We start from the raw sequence: 15,543 nt of genomic DNA on the forward strand, positions 1-15,543 counted from the left end.
CTCTCGGGTGACCGTCGGGTCGCGGCGCCGCGCGTCGACCCGGCAGAAAGTCTCTCGAATTGTCGGACAATCTGCTAGATTGCCGGTCAATGTCACTTCCTCTCGCGACCAGCAGCGGTGCCGAGATCTCGCGCGCCCCCGCCGAGGTCGCCCAGGTGCTGCGCGCCGACGTCGTGTCGGTCCGCATCGGCCCGGGCGAGGCCGTCACCGAGGCCGCCGTGGCGAGCCGCTTCGGGGTGTCGCGCTCGACCGCGCGGCTCGCCATCGACCAGCTCGTCGGGGCGGGGCTCCTGCGGCGCGAAGCGAACCGCGGTGCGCGGGTGCCGATCCTGAGCCGCGCCGACATCGTCGACCTCTACGACAATCGCGCCCTCGTCGAGGCCGCCGCCCTCCGGGCGCTGGCCGAGCGGGGCTCCGTCCCGCCCGACGCGGTGCGTCACAACCGCTCTCTCGCCACCGCGCCCGACTCCGCACCCTTCGCCGCCGACGACATCGCCTTCCACCGCGCCCTCGTCGCCAGCCAGTCGAGCCCGCGCCTGACGCGGATGCACGAGAGCCTCCTCGGCGAGATCGAGCTGTGCATCGGTCAGGTCGACGCGAACGCCCTCTGGCGCCCCGCCGACATCGCCCGGCAGCACGCCCATGTGCTCGACGCCGTCGTCGCCGCCGACGCCGACCTCGCCGCGCGCCTCGTCCGCGAGCACATCGTCACCTCGCGCGACCGGCTCCTCGAGCACGTCGACGCGGCCCGCCCCACGACTTCCACCCCCCGACCCCACCAGGAGACACAGCGATGACGCAGCGTCAGTTCCCCAAGCCGGCCGAGCTCCTCGAGTACATGCAGTTCAAGAAGCCGCAGCTCGACGGAAAGAAGCGGCGTCTCGACGCGGCGCTCACGATCGACGACCTCCGTTCGATCGCGAAGCGACGCACCCCGAAGGCCGCCTTCGACTACACCGACGGCTCGGCCGAGGGCGAGATCTCGATCACGAGGGCCCGCCAGGCCTTCCAGGACGTCGAGTTCCACCCGCAGGTGCTCCGCGACGTGGCGAACGTCGACACGACCGCGACCGTGTTCGGCGGCACGTCGGCGCTGCCGTTCGGCATCGCCCCGACGGGCTTCACTCGCCTGATGCAGACCGAGGGCGAGATCGCGGGGGCAGGAGCCGCCCGCGCGGCCGGCATCCCCTTCTCGCTCTCCACCCTCGGCACGACCTCCATCGAGGACGTCGCCCGGGCCAACTCCGGCGGCCGCAACTGGTTCCAGCTCTACGTCATGCGCGACCGCGAGGTCTCCTACGGCCTCGTGGAGCGGGCTGCTAAGGCCGGCTTCGACACGCTCCTCTTCACGGTCGACACCCCCGTGGCCGGAGCCCGGCTCCGCGACAAGCGCAACGGGTTCTCGATCCCGCCGCAGCTCACTCCGGGCACCGTGCTCAACGCGATCCCGCGACCGTGGTGGTGGATCGACTTCCTCACGACGCCCAAGCTCGAGTTCGCCTCGCTGGCCTCGACCGGCGGGACGGTGGGCGACCTCCTCGACTCGGCCATGGACCCGACCATCAGCTTCGACGACCTGCGGGTGATCCGCGACATGTGGCCGGGCAAGCTCGTCATCAAGGGCGTGCAGAACGTCGACGACGCCCGGAAGTTCGCCGACTTCGGGGTCGACGGCATCGTCCTGTCCAACCACGGCGGCCGCCAGCTCGACCGCGCGCCCATCCCGTTCCACCTGCTGCCGGAGGTCGTGCGCGAGGTCGGCTCCGACCTCGACGTCGTCGTCGACACGGGCATCATGAACGGCGCCGACATCGTCGCGTCGATCGCGCTCGGCGCGAGCTTCACCCTGGTCGGGCGCGCGTACCTCTACGGCCTCATGGCCGGCGGACGCGAGGGGGTCGACCGGATGATCGCGATCCTCTCCGACCAGATCGTCCGCACGATGAAGCTGCTCGGGGCGCACTCCCTCGAGGAGCTGACGCCCGCGCACGTGACGCAGCTCGAGCGCATGGCGCCGCGCGCTCGCTCGCGCAGCTAGCGCCGGGCGGGCGTCGCCCGCGGCTCGTACACGACGGGCGGGTGAGCCGCCCGGACGAGCGCGCGGAGCGACTCCAGGCTCCCCCGCACGAGGCCGGCGGCCCGCGCCTGCACGAGCACGTTCCCGATGGCCGTCGCCTCGACGGGGCCGGCGAGGACCGTGCGGCCGGAGCGGTCGGCCGTGAGGCGGCAGAGCAGCTCGTTGAGCGAGCCGCCGCCGACGACGTGGACCGTCGTGATCCGCCGTCCCGACAGCCGCTCGGCGGTGTCGAGCGTCGAGGCGTACGCGGCGGCCAGCGACTCCAGGATGCTGCGCACGACCTCGGCGCGCGTCTCGGGGGGCCGGACCGAGTGCTCGACGCACCACTCCCGGATCCTGCCGGGGATGTCGCCCGGGGGCGTGAACCGGTCGTCGGCCGCGTCGAAGACCGCCACGGGCCCGGCGACCTCGGCGGCGGCGGCCAGGAGCGAGGCGAGGTCGCTGCTGCGCGCGGAGTCGTTCGTCGCGGCGTCGTCCCAGAAGCGCATCGACTCGCTCAGGAGCCACAGCCCGGAGATGTTCTTGAGGAACCGCACGCGCCCGTCGACCCCGCCCTCGTTGGTGAAGTTCGCCGCCCGGGCGTCCTCCGTCACGATCGGGGCGTCGAGTTCGACGCCGACCAGCGACCAGGTGCCGCTCGAGATGTAAGCGGAGCCCTCGTCGACCAGCGGGACGCCGACGACCGCCGAGGCCGTGTCGTGCGACCCGACGGTCGTGACGGGGACGGCCCGGGCGACGCCGATCCTGCGTCCGAGCTCCGGCAGGAGTCCGCCGATCGTCGTCCCGGGGTCGACGAGCGGCGCGAAGAGGCTCGTGGGCAGGCCGAGTCGCTCGAACAGCACCGGGTCCCAGTCCCGCGTTACGGCCGACAGCAGCCCCGTGGTCGAGGCGTTCGTGCGCTCGGTCGCGTCGACGCCGGTCAGCCAGCGGCCGAGGAGATCCGGCACGAGGAGGGCGCGGTCGGCCAGCCCGAGGGTGCCCGCCTCCCGGTCGGCGACGAGCTGGAAGAGCGTGTTGAACGGCAGGTGCGCGAGCCCCGTCCGGCGGTACGCTTCCTTCGCCGACAGCGACTCCTGCGCGGCCCGCACGCCGAGGGCCGTCCGCTCGTCGCGGTAGTGGTACGGCATCCCGACGAGCCGCCCCGACCGCAGGAGCCCGTAGTCCACCGCCCACGAGTCGATCCCGATCGAGGCGAGCGCAGGAGCCGCCCGCACGGCCTCGCCGAGCCCGTCGCCGATCGCGGTCCACAGCCCGAGGAGGTCCCAGTGCAGCCCGAGGCGCCCGTCCTCCTCCGGCACCGCCACCGGGCGGTTCGGGAACCGGGCCACGTGCTGCAGCCGGAGCTCGTCCCGGCCGACGTGCCCGACGACGACCCGGCCGCTCGTGGCTCCGAGGTCGACGGCCGCGACGGATCCCGACGACCCGGGAGAGCGCGCGGTCACCGCAGGAAGGCCGCTGCGACCCCCGCGTCGACCGGGATGTGGAGCCCGGTCGTGTGCGACAGGTCGCCGGCGGTGAGGACGAAGACGGCGTTGGCGACGTTCTCGGGCAGCACCTCGCGCTTCAGCAGCGTGCGCTGCGCGTAGTAGGCGCCGAGCTCCTCCTCCGGCACCCCGTAGACGGCCGCGCGCTTGGCGCCCCAGCCGCCGGCGAAGATGCCGGAGCCGCGGACGACGCCGTCGGGGTTGATCCCGTTGACGCGCACGCCGTACTCCCCGAGCTCGGCCGCGAGCAGCCGCACCTGGTGCGCCTGGTCGGCCTTCGTCGCCGAGTAGGCGATGTTGTTGGGCCCGGCGAACACCGAGTTCTTCGACGAGATGTAGACGATGTCGCCGCCGAGGTCCTGATCGATGAGGACGCGCGCGGCGGCGCGGCTCACGAGGAACGACCCCTTCGCCATCACGTCGTGCTGGAGGTCCCAGTCGGCGACCGTCGTCTCGAGGAGCGACTTCGACAGGCTCAGCCCGGCGTTGTTGACGACGAGGTCGAGGCCGCCGAAGGCGAGGAGGGCCTCCTGGATCGCCGCGGCGATGTCGTCCTCGCTCGTCACGTTCGCTCTCACGCCGATCGCGACGTCCGAGGAGCCGAGCTCCGCAGCGGCGGCCCGCGCCTTCTCGAGGTCGAGGTCGGCGATGACGACGCAGGCGCCCTCCGCCGCGAGCCGGGTCGCGATGGCCTTGCCGATGCCCGAGGCGGCGCCCGTGACGAGGGCGATGCGCGTGGCGAGCGGCTTCGGCGCAGGACGCCGGGCGAGCTTCGCCTCCTCCAGAGCCCAGTACTCGATGCGGAACTTCTCGCTCTCGTCGATCGGTGCGTACGAGGAGATCGCCTCCGCACCGCGCATGACGTTGATGGCGTTGAGGTAGAACTCCCCCGCCACGCGCGCGGTCTGCTTGTCCGCCCCGTAGGAGAACATCCCCACGCCCGGGACGAGCACGATCGCGGGGTCGCCGCCGCGGATCGCGGGCGACTCGGGCGTCGCGTGCCGGTCGTAGTAGGCCTGGTAGTCGGCGCGGTACTCGCCGTGGAGCTCCCGGAGCCGAGCGATCGACTCCTCGACGGTGGCCGTCGGCGGCAGGTCGAGCAGGAGCGGCTTCACCTTCGTCCGCAGGAAGTGGTCGGGGCAGCTCGTCCCCAGGGCCGCGAGACGCGGGTGCTCGGCGCTCGACAGGAACTCGAGGACCTCGGGGGCGTCGGAGAAGTGCCCGACCTGAGCCCTGTCCGTGGAGACGAGGCCGCGCATCGCGGGGGCGAGGGCCGCCGCCCGCTCGCGCCGTGACTCCTGCGGGAGCGCGGCGAAGCCGTCGAGGGCCGGGCCGAACGGCTCCGGTCGACCGTGCTTCTCGATGTAGGCGGCGGCCGCGGCGATGATGGAGAGGGAGTTGGCCTCCGCCTCGTCGGAGGTGTCGCCCCAGGCGGTGATGCCGTGCCCGCCGAGGATCGTCCCGATCGCCTGCGGGTTCGCGGCCCGGATCGCGGCGATGTCCTCGCCGAGCTGCCAGCCGGGGCGCCGCCACGGCACCCAGACGACGCGGTCGCCGAAGATCGTCGACGTCAGCGCCTCCCCGTCGGCGCTCGTCGCGAGGGCGATGCCGGAGTCGGGGTGCAGGTGGTCGACGTGGCGCGCGTCGACGAGGCCGTGCATGGCCGTGTCGATCGACGGGGCCGCGCCTCCGGCGCCGTGGAGGACGTAGTCGAAAGCCGCGACCATCTCGTCCTCGCGCTCGACGCCGGGGTAGACGTCGCGGAGCGCGCGGAGGCGGTCGAGCCGCAGGACGGCCAGCCCCTTCTCGGTCAGCGTGCCGAGGTCGCCGCCGGAGCCCTTGACCCAGAGCAGCTCGACCTCCTCGCCGGTCACCGGGTCGATCCCCGGGCCCTTGGCGGACGTGTTGCCGCCGGCGTAGTTCGTGGTGCGCGGATCCGCGCCGAGGCGATTGGAGCGGGCGATCAGGTCGGCGCTGGCGGTGGTCGTGGTGGTGTCCGTCATCGCTCAGGCGCTCCAGCTCAGCTGCTTGCCACCGACGCGCTCCTCGGCCAGCTTCCGCTGGTGGCCCGAGGCGAGATAGGCGGCCATGGGGTCCGCGGGGAGGCCGCGGGCGGCACGCCACTCCGCGAGCGCCGGCCGGACGTCGGTGTAGAAGGCGTCCATCAGGATGCCGTTGGCGCCGAGGACGTCGTGCTGCTCCTGCGCGGCCGTCAGCGCGACCCGGTCGACGAGGAGCGCGCGGGCCGTCATCTCCTGCACGTTGAGGACCGAGCGGATCTGACCGGGGATCTTGTCCTCGACGTTGTGGCACTGGTCGAGCATGAAGGCGACCGGCGAGTCGGGATCGAGGCCGCCGCCGTTGACGACCTCGAACAGGATGCGGAAGAGCTGGAACGGGTCCGCCGCCCCCACGATGAGGTCGTCGTCGGCGTAGAAGCGCGAGTTGAAGTCGAACGAGCCGAGTTTGCCGAGGCGCAGGAGCTGCATGACGATGAACTCGATGTTGGTGCCCGGAGCGTGGTGACCGGTGTCGAGGCAGGTGTACGCCTTGGGGCCGAGGGCCGAGACCTGGGCAAAGCTCGTCCCCCAGTCGGGGACGTCGGTGTGATAGAACGCCGGCTCGAAGAACTTGTACTCGAGAACGAGTCGCTGGTCGTCGCCGAGGCGGTCGTAGATCGCGGCGAGGGACTCCGCGAGGTGGTCCTGCCTCGAGCGGAGCGAATCCTGCCCCGGGTAGTTCGAGCCGTCGGCCAGCCAGATCTTGAGGTCGCGGGAGCCCGTGGCGTCCATGACGTCGATGCAGCGGAAGTGGTGGTCGATCGCCTCCTGCCGGACGCTCCGGTCGGAATGCGCCAGGCTGCCGAACTTGTACCGGTCGTCCTGGAAGGTGTTGCTGTTGATCGTCCCGAGGCTGACGCCGAGGCCCTCCGCGTGGGAGCGGAGCTCCGAGAAGTCGTCGACCAGGTCCCACGGGATGTGGAGCGCGACCGACGGCGCGAGCCCGGTGTAGTCGTTCACGGTGGCGGCGTCGGCGATCTTCTCCTCCGCGGTGCGGGGCGTGCCCGCCGTGCCGAAGACCTTGAAGCGGGTCCCGGAGTTGCCGAAGGCCCAGCTGGGCAGCTCGATGGCCTGTCGCTCCAGCACGGGGGCGATGTCGGCGAAGGTGGTCATGCCTGGTTCTCCTCACAACTCTGTGATCGGCTCGTGTGTCGGTCGTCGTGGAACTGTTCCGTGAGCGGTGCTGATGAACAGCGCGCGTGAATCGTTTCAATGCGACGTGAGATCACAGTAGGGGCTGCGGGCGGGGCGCGCAAGCGACCCCGGCGCCGTCGGCGACTCTGGCATGATCGGCGTGGGTGGTCCGGGTCGGACGACCCGTGCCCCGGAGAGGAGCCGGCCGTGTCCACCATCAGCGTGCGCGACGTGGCGGCCCTCGCGGGCGTCTCGGTCGGGACCGTCTCCAACGTCCTCAACCGCCCCGACAAGGTGTCCGAGGGTACGGTCCGTCGCGTGCAGGACGCCATCGACTCGCTCGGCTTCATCCGCAACGACGCCGCGCGCCAGCTCCGTGCCGGCCGGAGCCACAGCTTCGGCCTCATCGTCCTCGACGCCGGCAACCCGTTCTTCTCCGATCTGGCGCGCGGCGCCGAGGATCGCGCCGCCGAGGAGGGCCTGAGCGTCCTCCTCGGGAACAGCGGCGACGACCTCGACCGCGAGGCCGCCTACATCGACCTGTTCGAGCAGCAGCGCGTCAGCGGCGTCCTCCTCTCCCCGATCGGCGACCGGGTCGGCCGACTGGAGCGGCTCCGCAGCCGCGGGATCGCGGCCGTCCTCGTCGACCGCGCCGTCGACGGGTCGGCGTTCTCGTCCGTGTCGGTCGACGACGTCGCGGGCGGCCGGATCGCCGCGACGCACCTCCTCGACATCGGCCGCCGCCGGCTGGCCTTCGTCGGCGGCCCGAGCACGACCGCCCAGGTCGCCGACCGGCTCGACGGCGCGCAGGATGCGGTGGGCCGCGTGACCGGGGCGACCCTCGAGATCCTGCCCACCGCCGCCCTCACCGTGCTCGAGGGCCGAAGCGCCGGAGAGGCGATCGCGGCCCGCCCCCGGTCCGACCGGCCCGACGCGATCTTCTGCGCCAACGACCTCGTGGCGGTGGGCGTGCTGCAGGGCCTCGGGATCCTCGGCGGCGTCGAGGTGCCGGGCGAGATCGCCCTGATCGGCTACGACGACATCGCCTTCGCGCAGGCGACGGTCGTGCCGCTGTCGTCGGTGCGGCAGCCGGCCGAGCTGATCGGTCGGACGGGGCTGGAGCTCCTGCTGGCCGAATCGGTCGAGGGGTGGGCGGGCGAGCCGCAGCGGGTGGTGTACCAGCCGGAGCTGGTCGTGCGGGGGTCGACCGTGTCCGACGCCGGGCGCTGACGCCCGTCGGGGGCTGTCCGCGGCCGCACGCGGCAGCCCGAGACTCCACGTTCGGCCACGTTTCCCGAAAGTGAGTGGCGTGTCGTGGAGTCTCGCCCGGGCGTGGCGCAACAGCGCCCGCGAGACTCCACGATTGGCCACGTTTCCCGAAAGTGAGTGGCGTGTTGTGGAGTCTCGCGGGGCGAGAGGCCGGGCCGGGCCGGGCCGGGCTACGGGAGCTGGTGACCCGCGGCGGTGAAGAGGCGGTACCACTCCGGGCGGGTCAGGGGCACGTCGGAGCCCGCCGCCGACGCCCGGAGGTGGTCGACGTTCGTGGTGCCGAGCACGACCTGCATGTTCGCGGGGTGGCGCGTGATCCACGCGACGGCGATGGCCGCCGGCTCGACGTCGTACTTCGCCGCGAGCTCGTCGAGCGCCGTGTTGAGGGCGCCGTAGTTCTCGCGGTCGCCGAGGAACACGCCGTCGAAGAAGCCCTTCTGGAACGGCGACCACGCCTGCAGCACGATGTCGTTGATCCGGGCGTACTCGACGAGCTGGTTGTCGCGGTCGATCGACTGGTCGAGACCGGCCATGTTCGCGGCGACGCCCTGCGCGAGGATCGGCGCGTGCGTGATGCTGAGCTGCACCTGGTTCACGATGAGCGGCTGTCGCACGGAGCGCTTCAGCAGCTCGACCTGGAGCGGCATCTGGTTGGAGACGCCGAAGTTCTTCACCTTGCCGGCCGATTCGAGGGCGTCGAACGCCGCGGCGACCTCGTCGGGCTCGACCAGGATGTCGGGGCGGTGGAGCAGCAGGATGTCGAGGTGGTCGGTCTTCAGCGCCTTCAGCGACTCGTCGACCGACTCCAGGATGTGCTCGGTCGAGAAGTCCCAGTAGCCGTCGCGGATCCCGACCTTCGACTGCAGAACGACGTCGTCGCGCTCGGACGACGTCAGGGTCACGGCGTCGCCGAAGCGGCGCTCGCACTCGTGCGGCGTGTCGCCGTAGACGTCGGCGTGGTCGAAGAAGTTGATCCCGAGGTCGCGGGCGCTCCCCCAGAGGGCGCGGATCTGGTCGTCCGTCAGCGGCGCGATGCGCATCAGGCCCAGGATGATGTTCGAGGAGTCGTGGGTGGAATTCGGCAACGTCATCGTCTTCATCCCCCAAGTCTGCTCCCTGTAGCGTGAGCGGTGTGACGGTCAACGGTGCGGTGTCGTTCTGGTTCCGGGGTGGCGGGCTGCCCGCCCAGCGCCCTCCGCTCGACGGCGACGAGACCTGCGATGTGGCGATCGTCGGAGCCGGGTTCACCGGCCTGTGGACCGCCTACTACCTGAGTGCGCTCGACCCGGCCCTGCGGATCCTGCTGCTCGAGAGCCGCTTCGCCGGCTACGGGGCGTCGGGCCGCAACGGCGGCTGGCTCACCAACAGCATCACGGGCGGGCGGGAGCACTACCTCCGCGAGCACGGCCGCGAGGCCGTCGGGCGCTTCCAGCTCGCGGCCAACGAGACGGTCGACGAGGTGATCCGGGTCGCCGCCGCCGAGGGGATCGACGCCGACATCGTCAAGGGCGGTGAGCTCACCGTGGCGCGGACCCCGGCGCAGCTCGCCCGGCTCCGCGCCTTCGCCGCGGCGGAGGCCGCCTGGCCGGAGGCGGGTGCGACGCTCCTCTCGGCCGACGAGTCGGCGAGCAGGATCCGCATCGCCGGCACCCTGGGCGGCCTCCACCACCCGCACGCCGCTCGCATCCAGCCGGCCAAGCTCGTCCGCGGTCTGGCCGAGGCCGTCGAGCGCCGCGGCGTCCGCATCGTCGAGGGCACGACGGTGCGCGAGATCCGGCCCGGAGCGGCGGTGACGGACAGGGGGACGGTCACGGCCCGCCACATCCTGCGCGCCACCGAGGGCTTCACGGCCGACCTCCGGGGGCACCACCGCGACTGGGTCCCGCTCAACTCGTCGATGATCGTGACCGAGCCGCTCCCCGCGAGTGCCTGGGCGGAGCTCGGCTGGCAGGGCCGCGACGTCGTCGGCGACCTGGCTCACGTCTACATGTACGCGCAGCGCACCGCGGACGACCGCATCGCGCTCGGCGGCCGCGGCGTGCCCTACCGCTTCGGGTCGCGGGTCGACGTCGACGGGGCGACGGCTCCGGCGACCGTCGACGCGCTCCGCAGGATTCTCGCCGAGATGTTCCCCGCCGCGAGCGCGGCCCGCATCGACCACGCCTGGTCGGGCGTGCTCGGCGTCCCCCGCGACTGGCGGGCGACCGTGACCCTCGATGCCCGGACCGGCCTCGGCTGGGCGGGTGGCTACGTCGGGACCGGCGTCACGTCGACGAACCTGGCGGGCCGGACGCTCGCCGACCTCGTCCTCGGCCGCGACACCGAGCTGACGCGCCTGCCCTGGGTCGGTCACCGCGTGAGGCCCTGGGAGGTCGAGCCGCTCCGCTTCGCCGGCGTCCGTGGCCTCTACGCGGCCTACCGGCTGGCCGATCGGCAGGAGGATCGGGGCGTCTCCGCCCGGACCTCGCCCCTCGCCCTCCTCGCCGATCGCGTGTCGGGCCACTGATGCGGAGCGCGACGCCAAGGCGCGCCGTGTAGCGTTCTCGACATGCTCTGGGCCGTCCTCCTCGTCGTCGTCGGGCTCGTCGCGCTCGTGACGGGCATGGTCGGCCTGCTGGTCGTCCAGGGGCGCCGCAAGTCGGAGGACCTCACCGTGCGGTTCCGCTACGCGGCGCTCGGCGGCGTGCTCGTCGGCCTGATCGGTCTCGGGATCTTCGCCGCGACCGGCGGTTTCACCGGGTCCTAGCTCGGCACGGGGCTCGACAGCGTCCCGCGCATGATCGACGCGCCCGAGTGCGTCGGATCGCCGTCGTCCGGCTCGGCCGAGACGTCCACGAGCGGGAAGCGCCGCACGTCGACGCCGACGGGGACCGTGAAGGTCCCGTGCGTGCCGTCCATCAGGCCCACGCTCACGAGCCCCGACAGGTCGGAGCGCATCAGCCAGACCTCCCGGAGCGGCTCGCCCGCGGGGGCGGTCCCGGTGCCGGGTCGCATGTCGACGACGAGGGTCAGAGCGCCGTCACGGGCCCTCTCGAGGGTCGCGGTGCCCTTCGCGCCCGGCCATCCGGGGAGGGCCTCGAGGCGGGCCTCGGAGACGACCTTCTGCCCGGGTGTGCCGACGGCGTCGCGCAGGAGCCCCGATCCGGCGATCCCGCCCAGAACGCCGAGCACGGCCGCCGCCGCCGTGATCGGCAGCCAGAGCGCCAGGCGGAGCGACCGGCGCCGTGGACGCAGCGCGGCGGCGCGCTCGGGCGCGGCGGGCAGCTCGGGCGCGGCGGCGCGCTCGGGCGCGGCGGGCAGCTCGGCGACCCCAGCAGTCTCGGCGGCGACGGGCGTCGTCGCGACGGGCTCGAAGCCGAGCTCGTCGCGGATCCTGCCCCAGACCTCGGGGCCGGGACGGTCGAGATCGACTCCGCGGGACGACCGTCCGAGCGCGACCGTGCGGCGCAGCTCGTCCAGATCGGCGGAGCACGTGGGGCAGGAGGACAGGTGCTCGCGCTGGGCGGGCAGAGCCGCCGCGTCGTCGAGCGCGACGATCGCGAGGGTCTCCTCGTCGATGTGTGTCATTCGGTCACCTCCAGTCGTGTTCGGAGCCGAGCCAGACTTCGACGGATGTGACTTTTCACGGTGCCGAGGGGCAAACCGAGAGTATCCGCGATCTGGGTGTGGGTGAGGTCGTCATAGAAGGCCAGGTGCATGACCCGGCGGGGCACCTCGTCGAGGCGGTCGAGCTCCGAGGCCACCATGAGGCGCTCGGCGACGTCGAGCCCGACGTCGGGGGCGGGGGGCGGCTCCTGCGCGACGGCCTCCTCGAGGCGGAGTCTCCTCGCCCGCTCGGCGTGGACGTCGGCGATGCAGTTCCTGGTGATCCCGACGAGCCAGGCCGACAGCGGACCTCGGTCGGCGTCGAACGTCGCCCGTCCGCGCCAGGCCCGGACGAAGACCTTCTGCGTGACGTCCTCCGCCTCGCCCACGTCGGCGAGGGCGCGGAGAGCGAGGGTGTAGACGAGGGGCGACCACCGCGTGTACGCCTCTTCCAGAGCGCGCTCGTCGCCGTCGCCGAAGGCGTCGAACAGGCGATTGTCGTCCGGGGAGGTCGTGGTCACGTCGTCGTGGGGCCTTTCCACGGCCGGTCGGGGCCGATCGATCGATGGTAGTGCGCGCACCGTCGTCACCGCTGGTCACACCGGGCTGGCCGTGATGACGAGGTTGCTCAGGTAGTGGTGCGTCCGGTAGTCGAACTCGCCGCCGCAGGTGACGAGGACGAGCCGCCGTGCCCCCGAGGTGTCGAAGATCGACTTCCACGGCACCGCCGTCTTCGTGATCATCGTCGCGGAGTCGACGGCGAAGACCTTCCGGGAGCCGTCGGTGTCCGTCAGCGTGATGCGCGTCCCCTTCGGCACGTCGACGAGGTGCGAGAACGGACCGATGCCGTAGCCGACGGCGTCGACGTGGGCCCCGAGGACGGTCGTGCCCGATGGGGCCGACGGTGCCGCGCTGAAGCGGTACCAGCCGGCGATCTTCGGATCGGCGGGAAGGTCCATCTCCCCCCTGGCGTCGACGCCCTTGGCCTCGACCGGCACGTCGATGCCGGCCCAGTCGACCGCGAGTCGCGCGGGCGACGCCGGTGCGGGGGCGATCGGGGGCACCGTCGCCACGACCTGCGGGATCTCCGGGTCGGTGGTGCCGCTCGAGGGGGTCGCCGTCGGGGAGGGCGTCGGCGTGGCCGACGGGACGGGGGCGGGAGCCACGGCGGCGGGCTGCGAGGTCACCGCCGTGCATCCTGCGAGCAGCACCAGGGCCGCCGCCGAGGCCGCGAGGCCCCGGGCGACGGCCGCGGTGAGGCGGGGCATGGTCAGCGCTTCTCCTCGAGCACCGACTCCTGCCGGAGGGCGGTGCGGCGACGCACCGTCAGGACGCCCGCGGCGCCGAGGGCGAGGAGCGCGGCGAGCGCGCCCGCGATCCACGGGGTGTCGGTCGGACGGTTCGTGGCGACGAGGCCCTCGTTACCCGCGGGCACACCGTTCGGGCCGGTGCCGAGGCCGCCGATCGTCTGCGTGGCGAGAGCGAGGGTCTTGTCGTTCAGGCTGCCCCACGCGTAGACGATCGTGTCGGCGCCTTCGGCCACCTTCACGTCGGCCGGGCCGATGACCGGCGCCGTCGTGCCGGCGGCGGCCACGGAGGCCGAGACCGTCCCGGCGGGAAGGGTGAGCGCCTTCTCGTTCGGGTTCGTGAGACCCGAGATCACGGCCTTGCCGCCCGCGAGGACGTCGACGGCCGGAGCCGCGGCGACGTGGCGGACGATCAGGCGACCCTGACCGGCCGGGATCGTCGAGGTGTCGTTCGTGAAGAGCGTGGCGGTCGGGCTCCCGTCGGTCTTGTCGTGGGCGACGGCGGTGTAGTTTCCGCCGGCCGCGAGGTCGACCGTGATGGGTCCGATGATCGGCTTCGAGGCGTCGGTGGCGTCGCCGGCCGTGATGGCGATCTCGTGGGATCCCGCGGGGACGTCGAGCGGGCCGGCCATCATTCCGGGCGTGAAGTCGTCGATGGCGCGCTTGCCGTCGAGGTAGACGTCGACGGTGACCTTCGGGACCGCGTGCAGCACGGTCAGGGTGGCGTCTCCGGTGGCCGCCGAGGCGGGAACGGCGCTCGCCAGCGCGACGAGTGCGCCGGCGGCGAGGCCGGCGATGAGGGTCTTTCGCATGGTGGGAATCCTCCTGATGGCCCGAGGGCCGGACGAGTGATGCGGCTGCCGGCTCTGGCAGTCGTGTGTACTACTCGTCGGAGGGTGCTCCCGGATGCACCCGGCCCGAAAAAAGTTCCGGAGCGGGTGCGGACGCCGCGATTCAGACCGGCACGGCCCGGAGCTCGCGCTGGATCGCGAGCGCGAAGTCGCGCAGGAGCCGCAGGTCGACCGAGTCGGCGTCCCGCGGCTCCCGGTCGAAGACGCAGAGGGCCCCGACCCGCGTGCCGTCAGCCGCCTCGACCGGGTACCCGGCGTAGAAGTGCCAGTCGGAGTCGAGGTGCGCGGCTCGCGGGTCGCTCCGGGCGTCGCCGACGACGAACGGCTCCGCGCGCGACACCGTCGTCGCGCAGAACGACCGGTCGAGCGGCACCTCCCGGATGTCCACTCCGGCGACGGCCTTGTTCCACTGGCGGTCCTCGTCGATCACGCTGAAAGCGGCTCCGCCGGTGCCGAAGAGCGTCCTGGCGCGCCCGACGATCTCGTCGAAGCGCCGCTCGGCCGGGGTGTCGACGAGCCGGAGCTCCCAGAGGGTGGCGAGCCGTCGCTCCTCGGCCTGCGGCCGGTTGCGGGCCGCTCGGGCGAGGCGGTCGCCCTCGGCGACGTCGTCGAGGAGCGGGGCCAGAGAGGTCGCCACGACGACACCCCACTCGAAGAAGCGGTGCGACGCGAGGGAGGCCTCGACCTCGACCGGCGGTGCGACGTAGCGGGCCCGGGCGTCGAGAGAGCAGATCCGGCGCGTCACCGCGTTGAGGCGCTCCGCCCAGGTGTCCGAGAGGGCGGCGGCGCGGGTCCGGTAGGCCGGGAGCGAGGACGGCGGCTGGATCCCGACGACGACGACGGGCGTGTGCGGCGCGGAGAGGCGGGAGACCCGGGCGAGGAGGCGGCGGAGCGACGCGGCCCAGCGCTGCTCGGGCAGGAACCGGAAGGCGTCGCTCCCGCCGACGGCGATCACGACGGCGTCGTAACCGCGGAGGTCGCGCTCCCCGAGGTGGCGCGCCACGGCGTCGATGTCCCAGGACGGGTCCGCGAGCACGTCGACGTCGGCACCCCGTGACGTCCGGCCGCTGACCGCTCGCGCGAGATGGCCGGCGACGGCGAGGTCCTGGCAGGTGACCCCGGCTCCGACGGCCGGATCTCCCCCGCCGATGACGAGCACCCGGTCGGGGTCGATCCCGGGTGCATGGGCCCGCGACGCCCCCGAGGGGTGAGGCGCGCGCGCGAGCGACGTCTCGATGAGGCGCGCGTGCTGCCGCCGGGGCAGCCGCAGGAGGGCAGGGAGGAGCGACGTCATGGTGATCTCCGAGTGGTGGGTTCGGCGCACCGGCGAGGTCGTGCAGCGTCGTCCTGATCCGTGGACGACCGACCGCGCAGTGCCTGATGCACCCACCCTAGGTGGGGCATTAGGAGGACACCACCCTCCCGAAGAGGGGCCGCGATCGGCCGCGGCGGCGGCCCGCCTAGAGCTCGATGCCCGTGCTGAAGACGCGCGTGACGGGCGGCTTCGCGAGGATCTGGCCGAGGCGGTTCGCGCCCTCCGGCGTGGCGCGCCAGGCGACGTAGGCGTCGTGCGCGGCCGTCGTCTCCCAGGTCTCGATGACGACGAGGCTCGTCGGGTCGGCGTCGTCGCGGACCACCCGGAGGGCCTCGCAGCCGTCGAACTCGATGGTCTGGGCGAGGGTCTCGCGGACGATCTCGTCGACTCCCTCGGCGTCGTCTTTCAGGGTGGTCTCGAGGAACACGATCGTCGACATGGTCGGCCTTTCGTCGGGGGGG

General features: G+C 72.7%; 15 protein-coding genes. 5 read left to right on the forward strand and 10 right to left on the reverse strand.

Annotated features, from left to right (window positions below; all coding sequences use genetic code 11):
* Positions 1-89: 89 nt before the first annotated feature.
* Positions 90-797 carry a GntR family transcriptional regulator gene (locus tag AS850_RS12085; protein ID WP_119869354.1) on the forward strand — a complete coding sequence of 236 codons (708 nt, stop codon included), beginning with the start codon at positions 90-92 and terminating at the stop codon, positions 795-797.
* Positions 794-2,038: an alpha-hydroxy acid oxidase gene (locus AS850_RS12090; RefSeq protein ID WP_119869355.1), complete on the forward strand. Its 1,245-nt coding sequence runs from the start codon at positions 794-796 to the stop codon at positions 2,036-2,038. The genes AS850_RS12085 and AS850_RS12090 overlap by 4 nt, the downstream gene beginning before the upstream one ends.
* Here the strand turns inward: AS850_RS12090 and AS850_RS12095 are convergent.
* Genes AS850_RS12095 through rhaI form a run of 3 tightly spaced genes read right to left on the reverse strand, consistent with a single transcriptional unit; the run spans position 2,035 to position 6,734 of the window.
* Complete coding sequence (locus tag AS850_RS12095) at positions 2,035-3,519, reverse strand: rhamnulokinase (RefSeq protein WP_119869356.1); 1,485 nt, start codon at positions 3,517-3,519, stop codon at positions 2,035-2,037. The two genes, AS850_RS12090 and AS850_RS12095, sit on opposite strands and share 4 nt — an antisense overlap.
* Positions 3,516-5,564 carry a bifunctional aldolase/short-chain dehydrogenase gene (locus AS850_RS12100; RefSeq protein WP_119869357.1) on the reverse strand — a complete coding sequence of 683 codons (2,049 nt, stop codon included), beginning with the start codon at positions 5,562-5,564 and terminating at the stop codon, positions 3,516-3,518. Before AS850_RS12100 ends, AS850_RS12095 begins: the two co-directional genes overlap by 4 nt.
* Positions 5,565-5,567: 3 nt before the next feature.
* Positions 5,568-6,734 (reverse strand): L-rhamnose isomerase, encoded by a 1,167-nt coding sequence (gene rhaI, locus AS850_RS12105; protein ID WP_119869358.1) that lies wholly within the window; start codon positions 6,732-6,734, stop codon positions 5,568-5,570.
* A gap of 228 nt (positions 6,735-6,962) precedes the next feature.
* Between rhaI and AS850_RS12110 the strand changes: the two genes are divergently transcribed.
* The gene (locus tag AS850_RS12110; protein WP_236940704.1) at positions 6,963-7,985 is read left to right on the forward strand and encodes a LacI family DNA-binding transcriptional regulator; all 1,023 of its coding nucleotides are present in this window, start codon (positions 6,963-6,965) and stop codon (positions 7,983-7,985) included.
* Positions 7,986-8,194: 209 nt separating this feature from the next.
* On the opposite strand, the gene AS850_RS12115 is transcribed toward AS850_RS12110, so the two are convergent.
* Positions 8,195-9,124, reverse strand: coding sequence for an aldo/keto reductase (locus AS850_RS12115; RefSeq protein ID WP_119869360.1), 930 nt, complete (start codon positions 9,122-9,124; stop codon positions 8,195-8,197).
* 32 nt (positions 9,125-9,156) lie between these two features.
* Between AS850_RS12115 and AS850_RS12120 the strand changes: the two genes are divergently transcribed.
* A complete protein-coding gene (locus AS850_RS12120; RefSeq protein ID WP_119870287.1) occupies positions 9,157-10,530 on the forward strand; it encodes an NAD(P)/FAD-dependent oxidoreductase in 1,374 nt (457 codons plus the stop codon).
* A 42-nt stretch (positions 10,531-10,572) separates the two neighbouring features.
* Entirely contained in the window at positions 10,573-10,770 is a 198-nt protein-coding gene (locus AS850_RS12125; protein WP_119869361.1) for a hypothetical protein, read from the forward strand.
* On the opposite strand, the gene AS850_RS12130 is transcribed toward AS850_RS12125, so the two are convergent.
* The 6 genes from AS850_RS12130 to AS850_RS12155 all read right to left on the reverse strand — a co-directional run bounded on the left by AS850_RS12130 (position 10,767) and on the right by AS850_RS12155 (position 15,521).
* The gene (locus AS850_RS12130; protein WP_119869362.1) at positions 10,767-11,591 is read right to left on the reverse strand and encodes an anti-sigma factor; all 825 of its coding nucleotides are present in this window, start codon (positions 11,589-11,591) and stop codon (positions 10,767-10,769) included. The two genes, AS850_RS12125 and AS850_RS12130, sit on opposite strands and share 4 nt — an antisense overlap.
* Positions 11,588-12,130 carry an RNA polymerase sigma factor gene (locus AS850_RS12135; RefSeq protein ID WP_119869363.1) on the reverse strand — a complete coding sequence of 181 codons (543 nt, stop codon included), beginning with the start codon at positions 12,128-12,130 and terminating at the stop codon, positions 11,588-11,590. Before AS850_RS12135 ends, AS850_RS12130 begins: the two co-directional genes overlap by 4 nt.
* 75 nt (positions 12,131-12,205) lie before the next feature.
* On the reverse strand, positions 12,206-12,877 hold the full coding sequence (locus tag AS850_RS12140; protein WP_119869364.1) for a class F sortase: 672 nt from the start codon (positions 12,875-12,877) through the stop codon (positions 12,206-12,208).
* A gap of 2 nt (positions 12,878-12,879) precedes the next feature.
* Entirely contained in the window at positions 12,880-13,728 is an 849-nt protein-coding gene (locus AS850_RS12145; RefSeq protein ID WP_119869365.1) for a DUF4397 domain-containing protein, read from the reverse strand.
* A gap of 142 nt (positions 13,729-13,870) precedes the next feature.
* Positions 13,871-15,061: a GDSL-type esterase/lipase family protein gene (locus tag AS850_RS12150; protein WP_123955504.1), complete on the reverse strand. Its 1,191-nt coding sequence runs from the start codon at positions 15,059-15,061 to the stop codon at positions 13,871-13,873.
* A gap of 166 nt (positions 15,062-15,227) precedes the next feature.
* Entirely contained in the window at positions 15,228-15,521 is a 294-nt protein-coding gene (locus AS850_RS12155; protein ID WP_119869367.1) for a putative quinol monooxygenase, read from the reverse strand.
* Between the last annotated feature and the right edge of the window lie 22 nt (positions 15,522-15,543).

The sequence above is a fragment of the Frondihabitans sp. 762G35 genome (assembly GCF_002074055.1).
Classification (GTDB): Bacteria; Actinomycetota; Actinomycetes; order Actinomycetales; family Microbacteriaceae; genus Frondihabitans.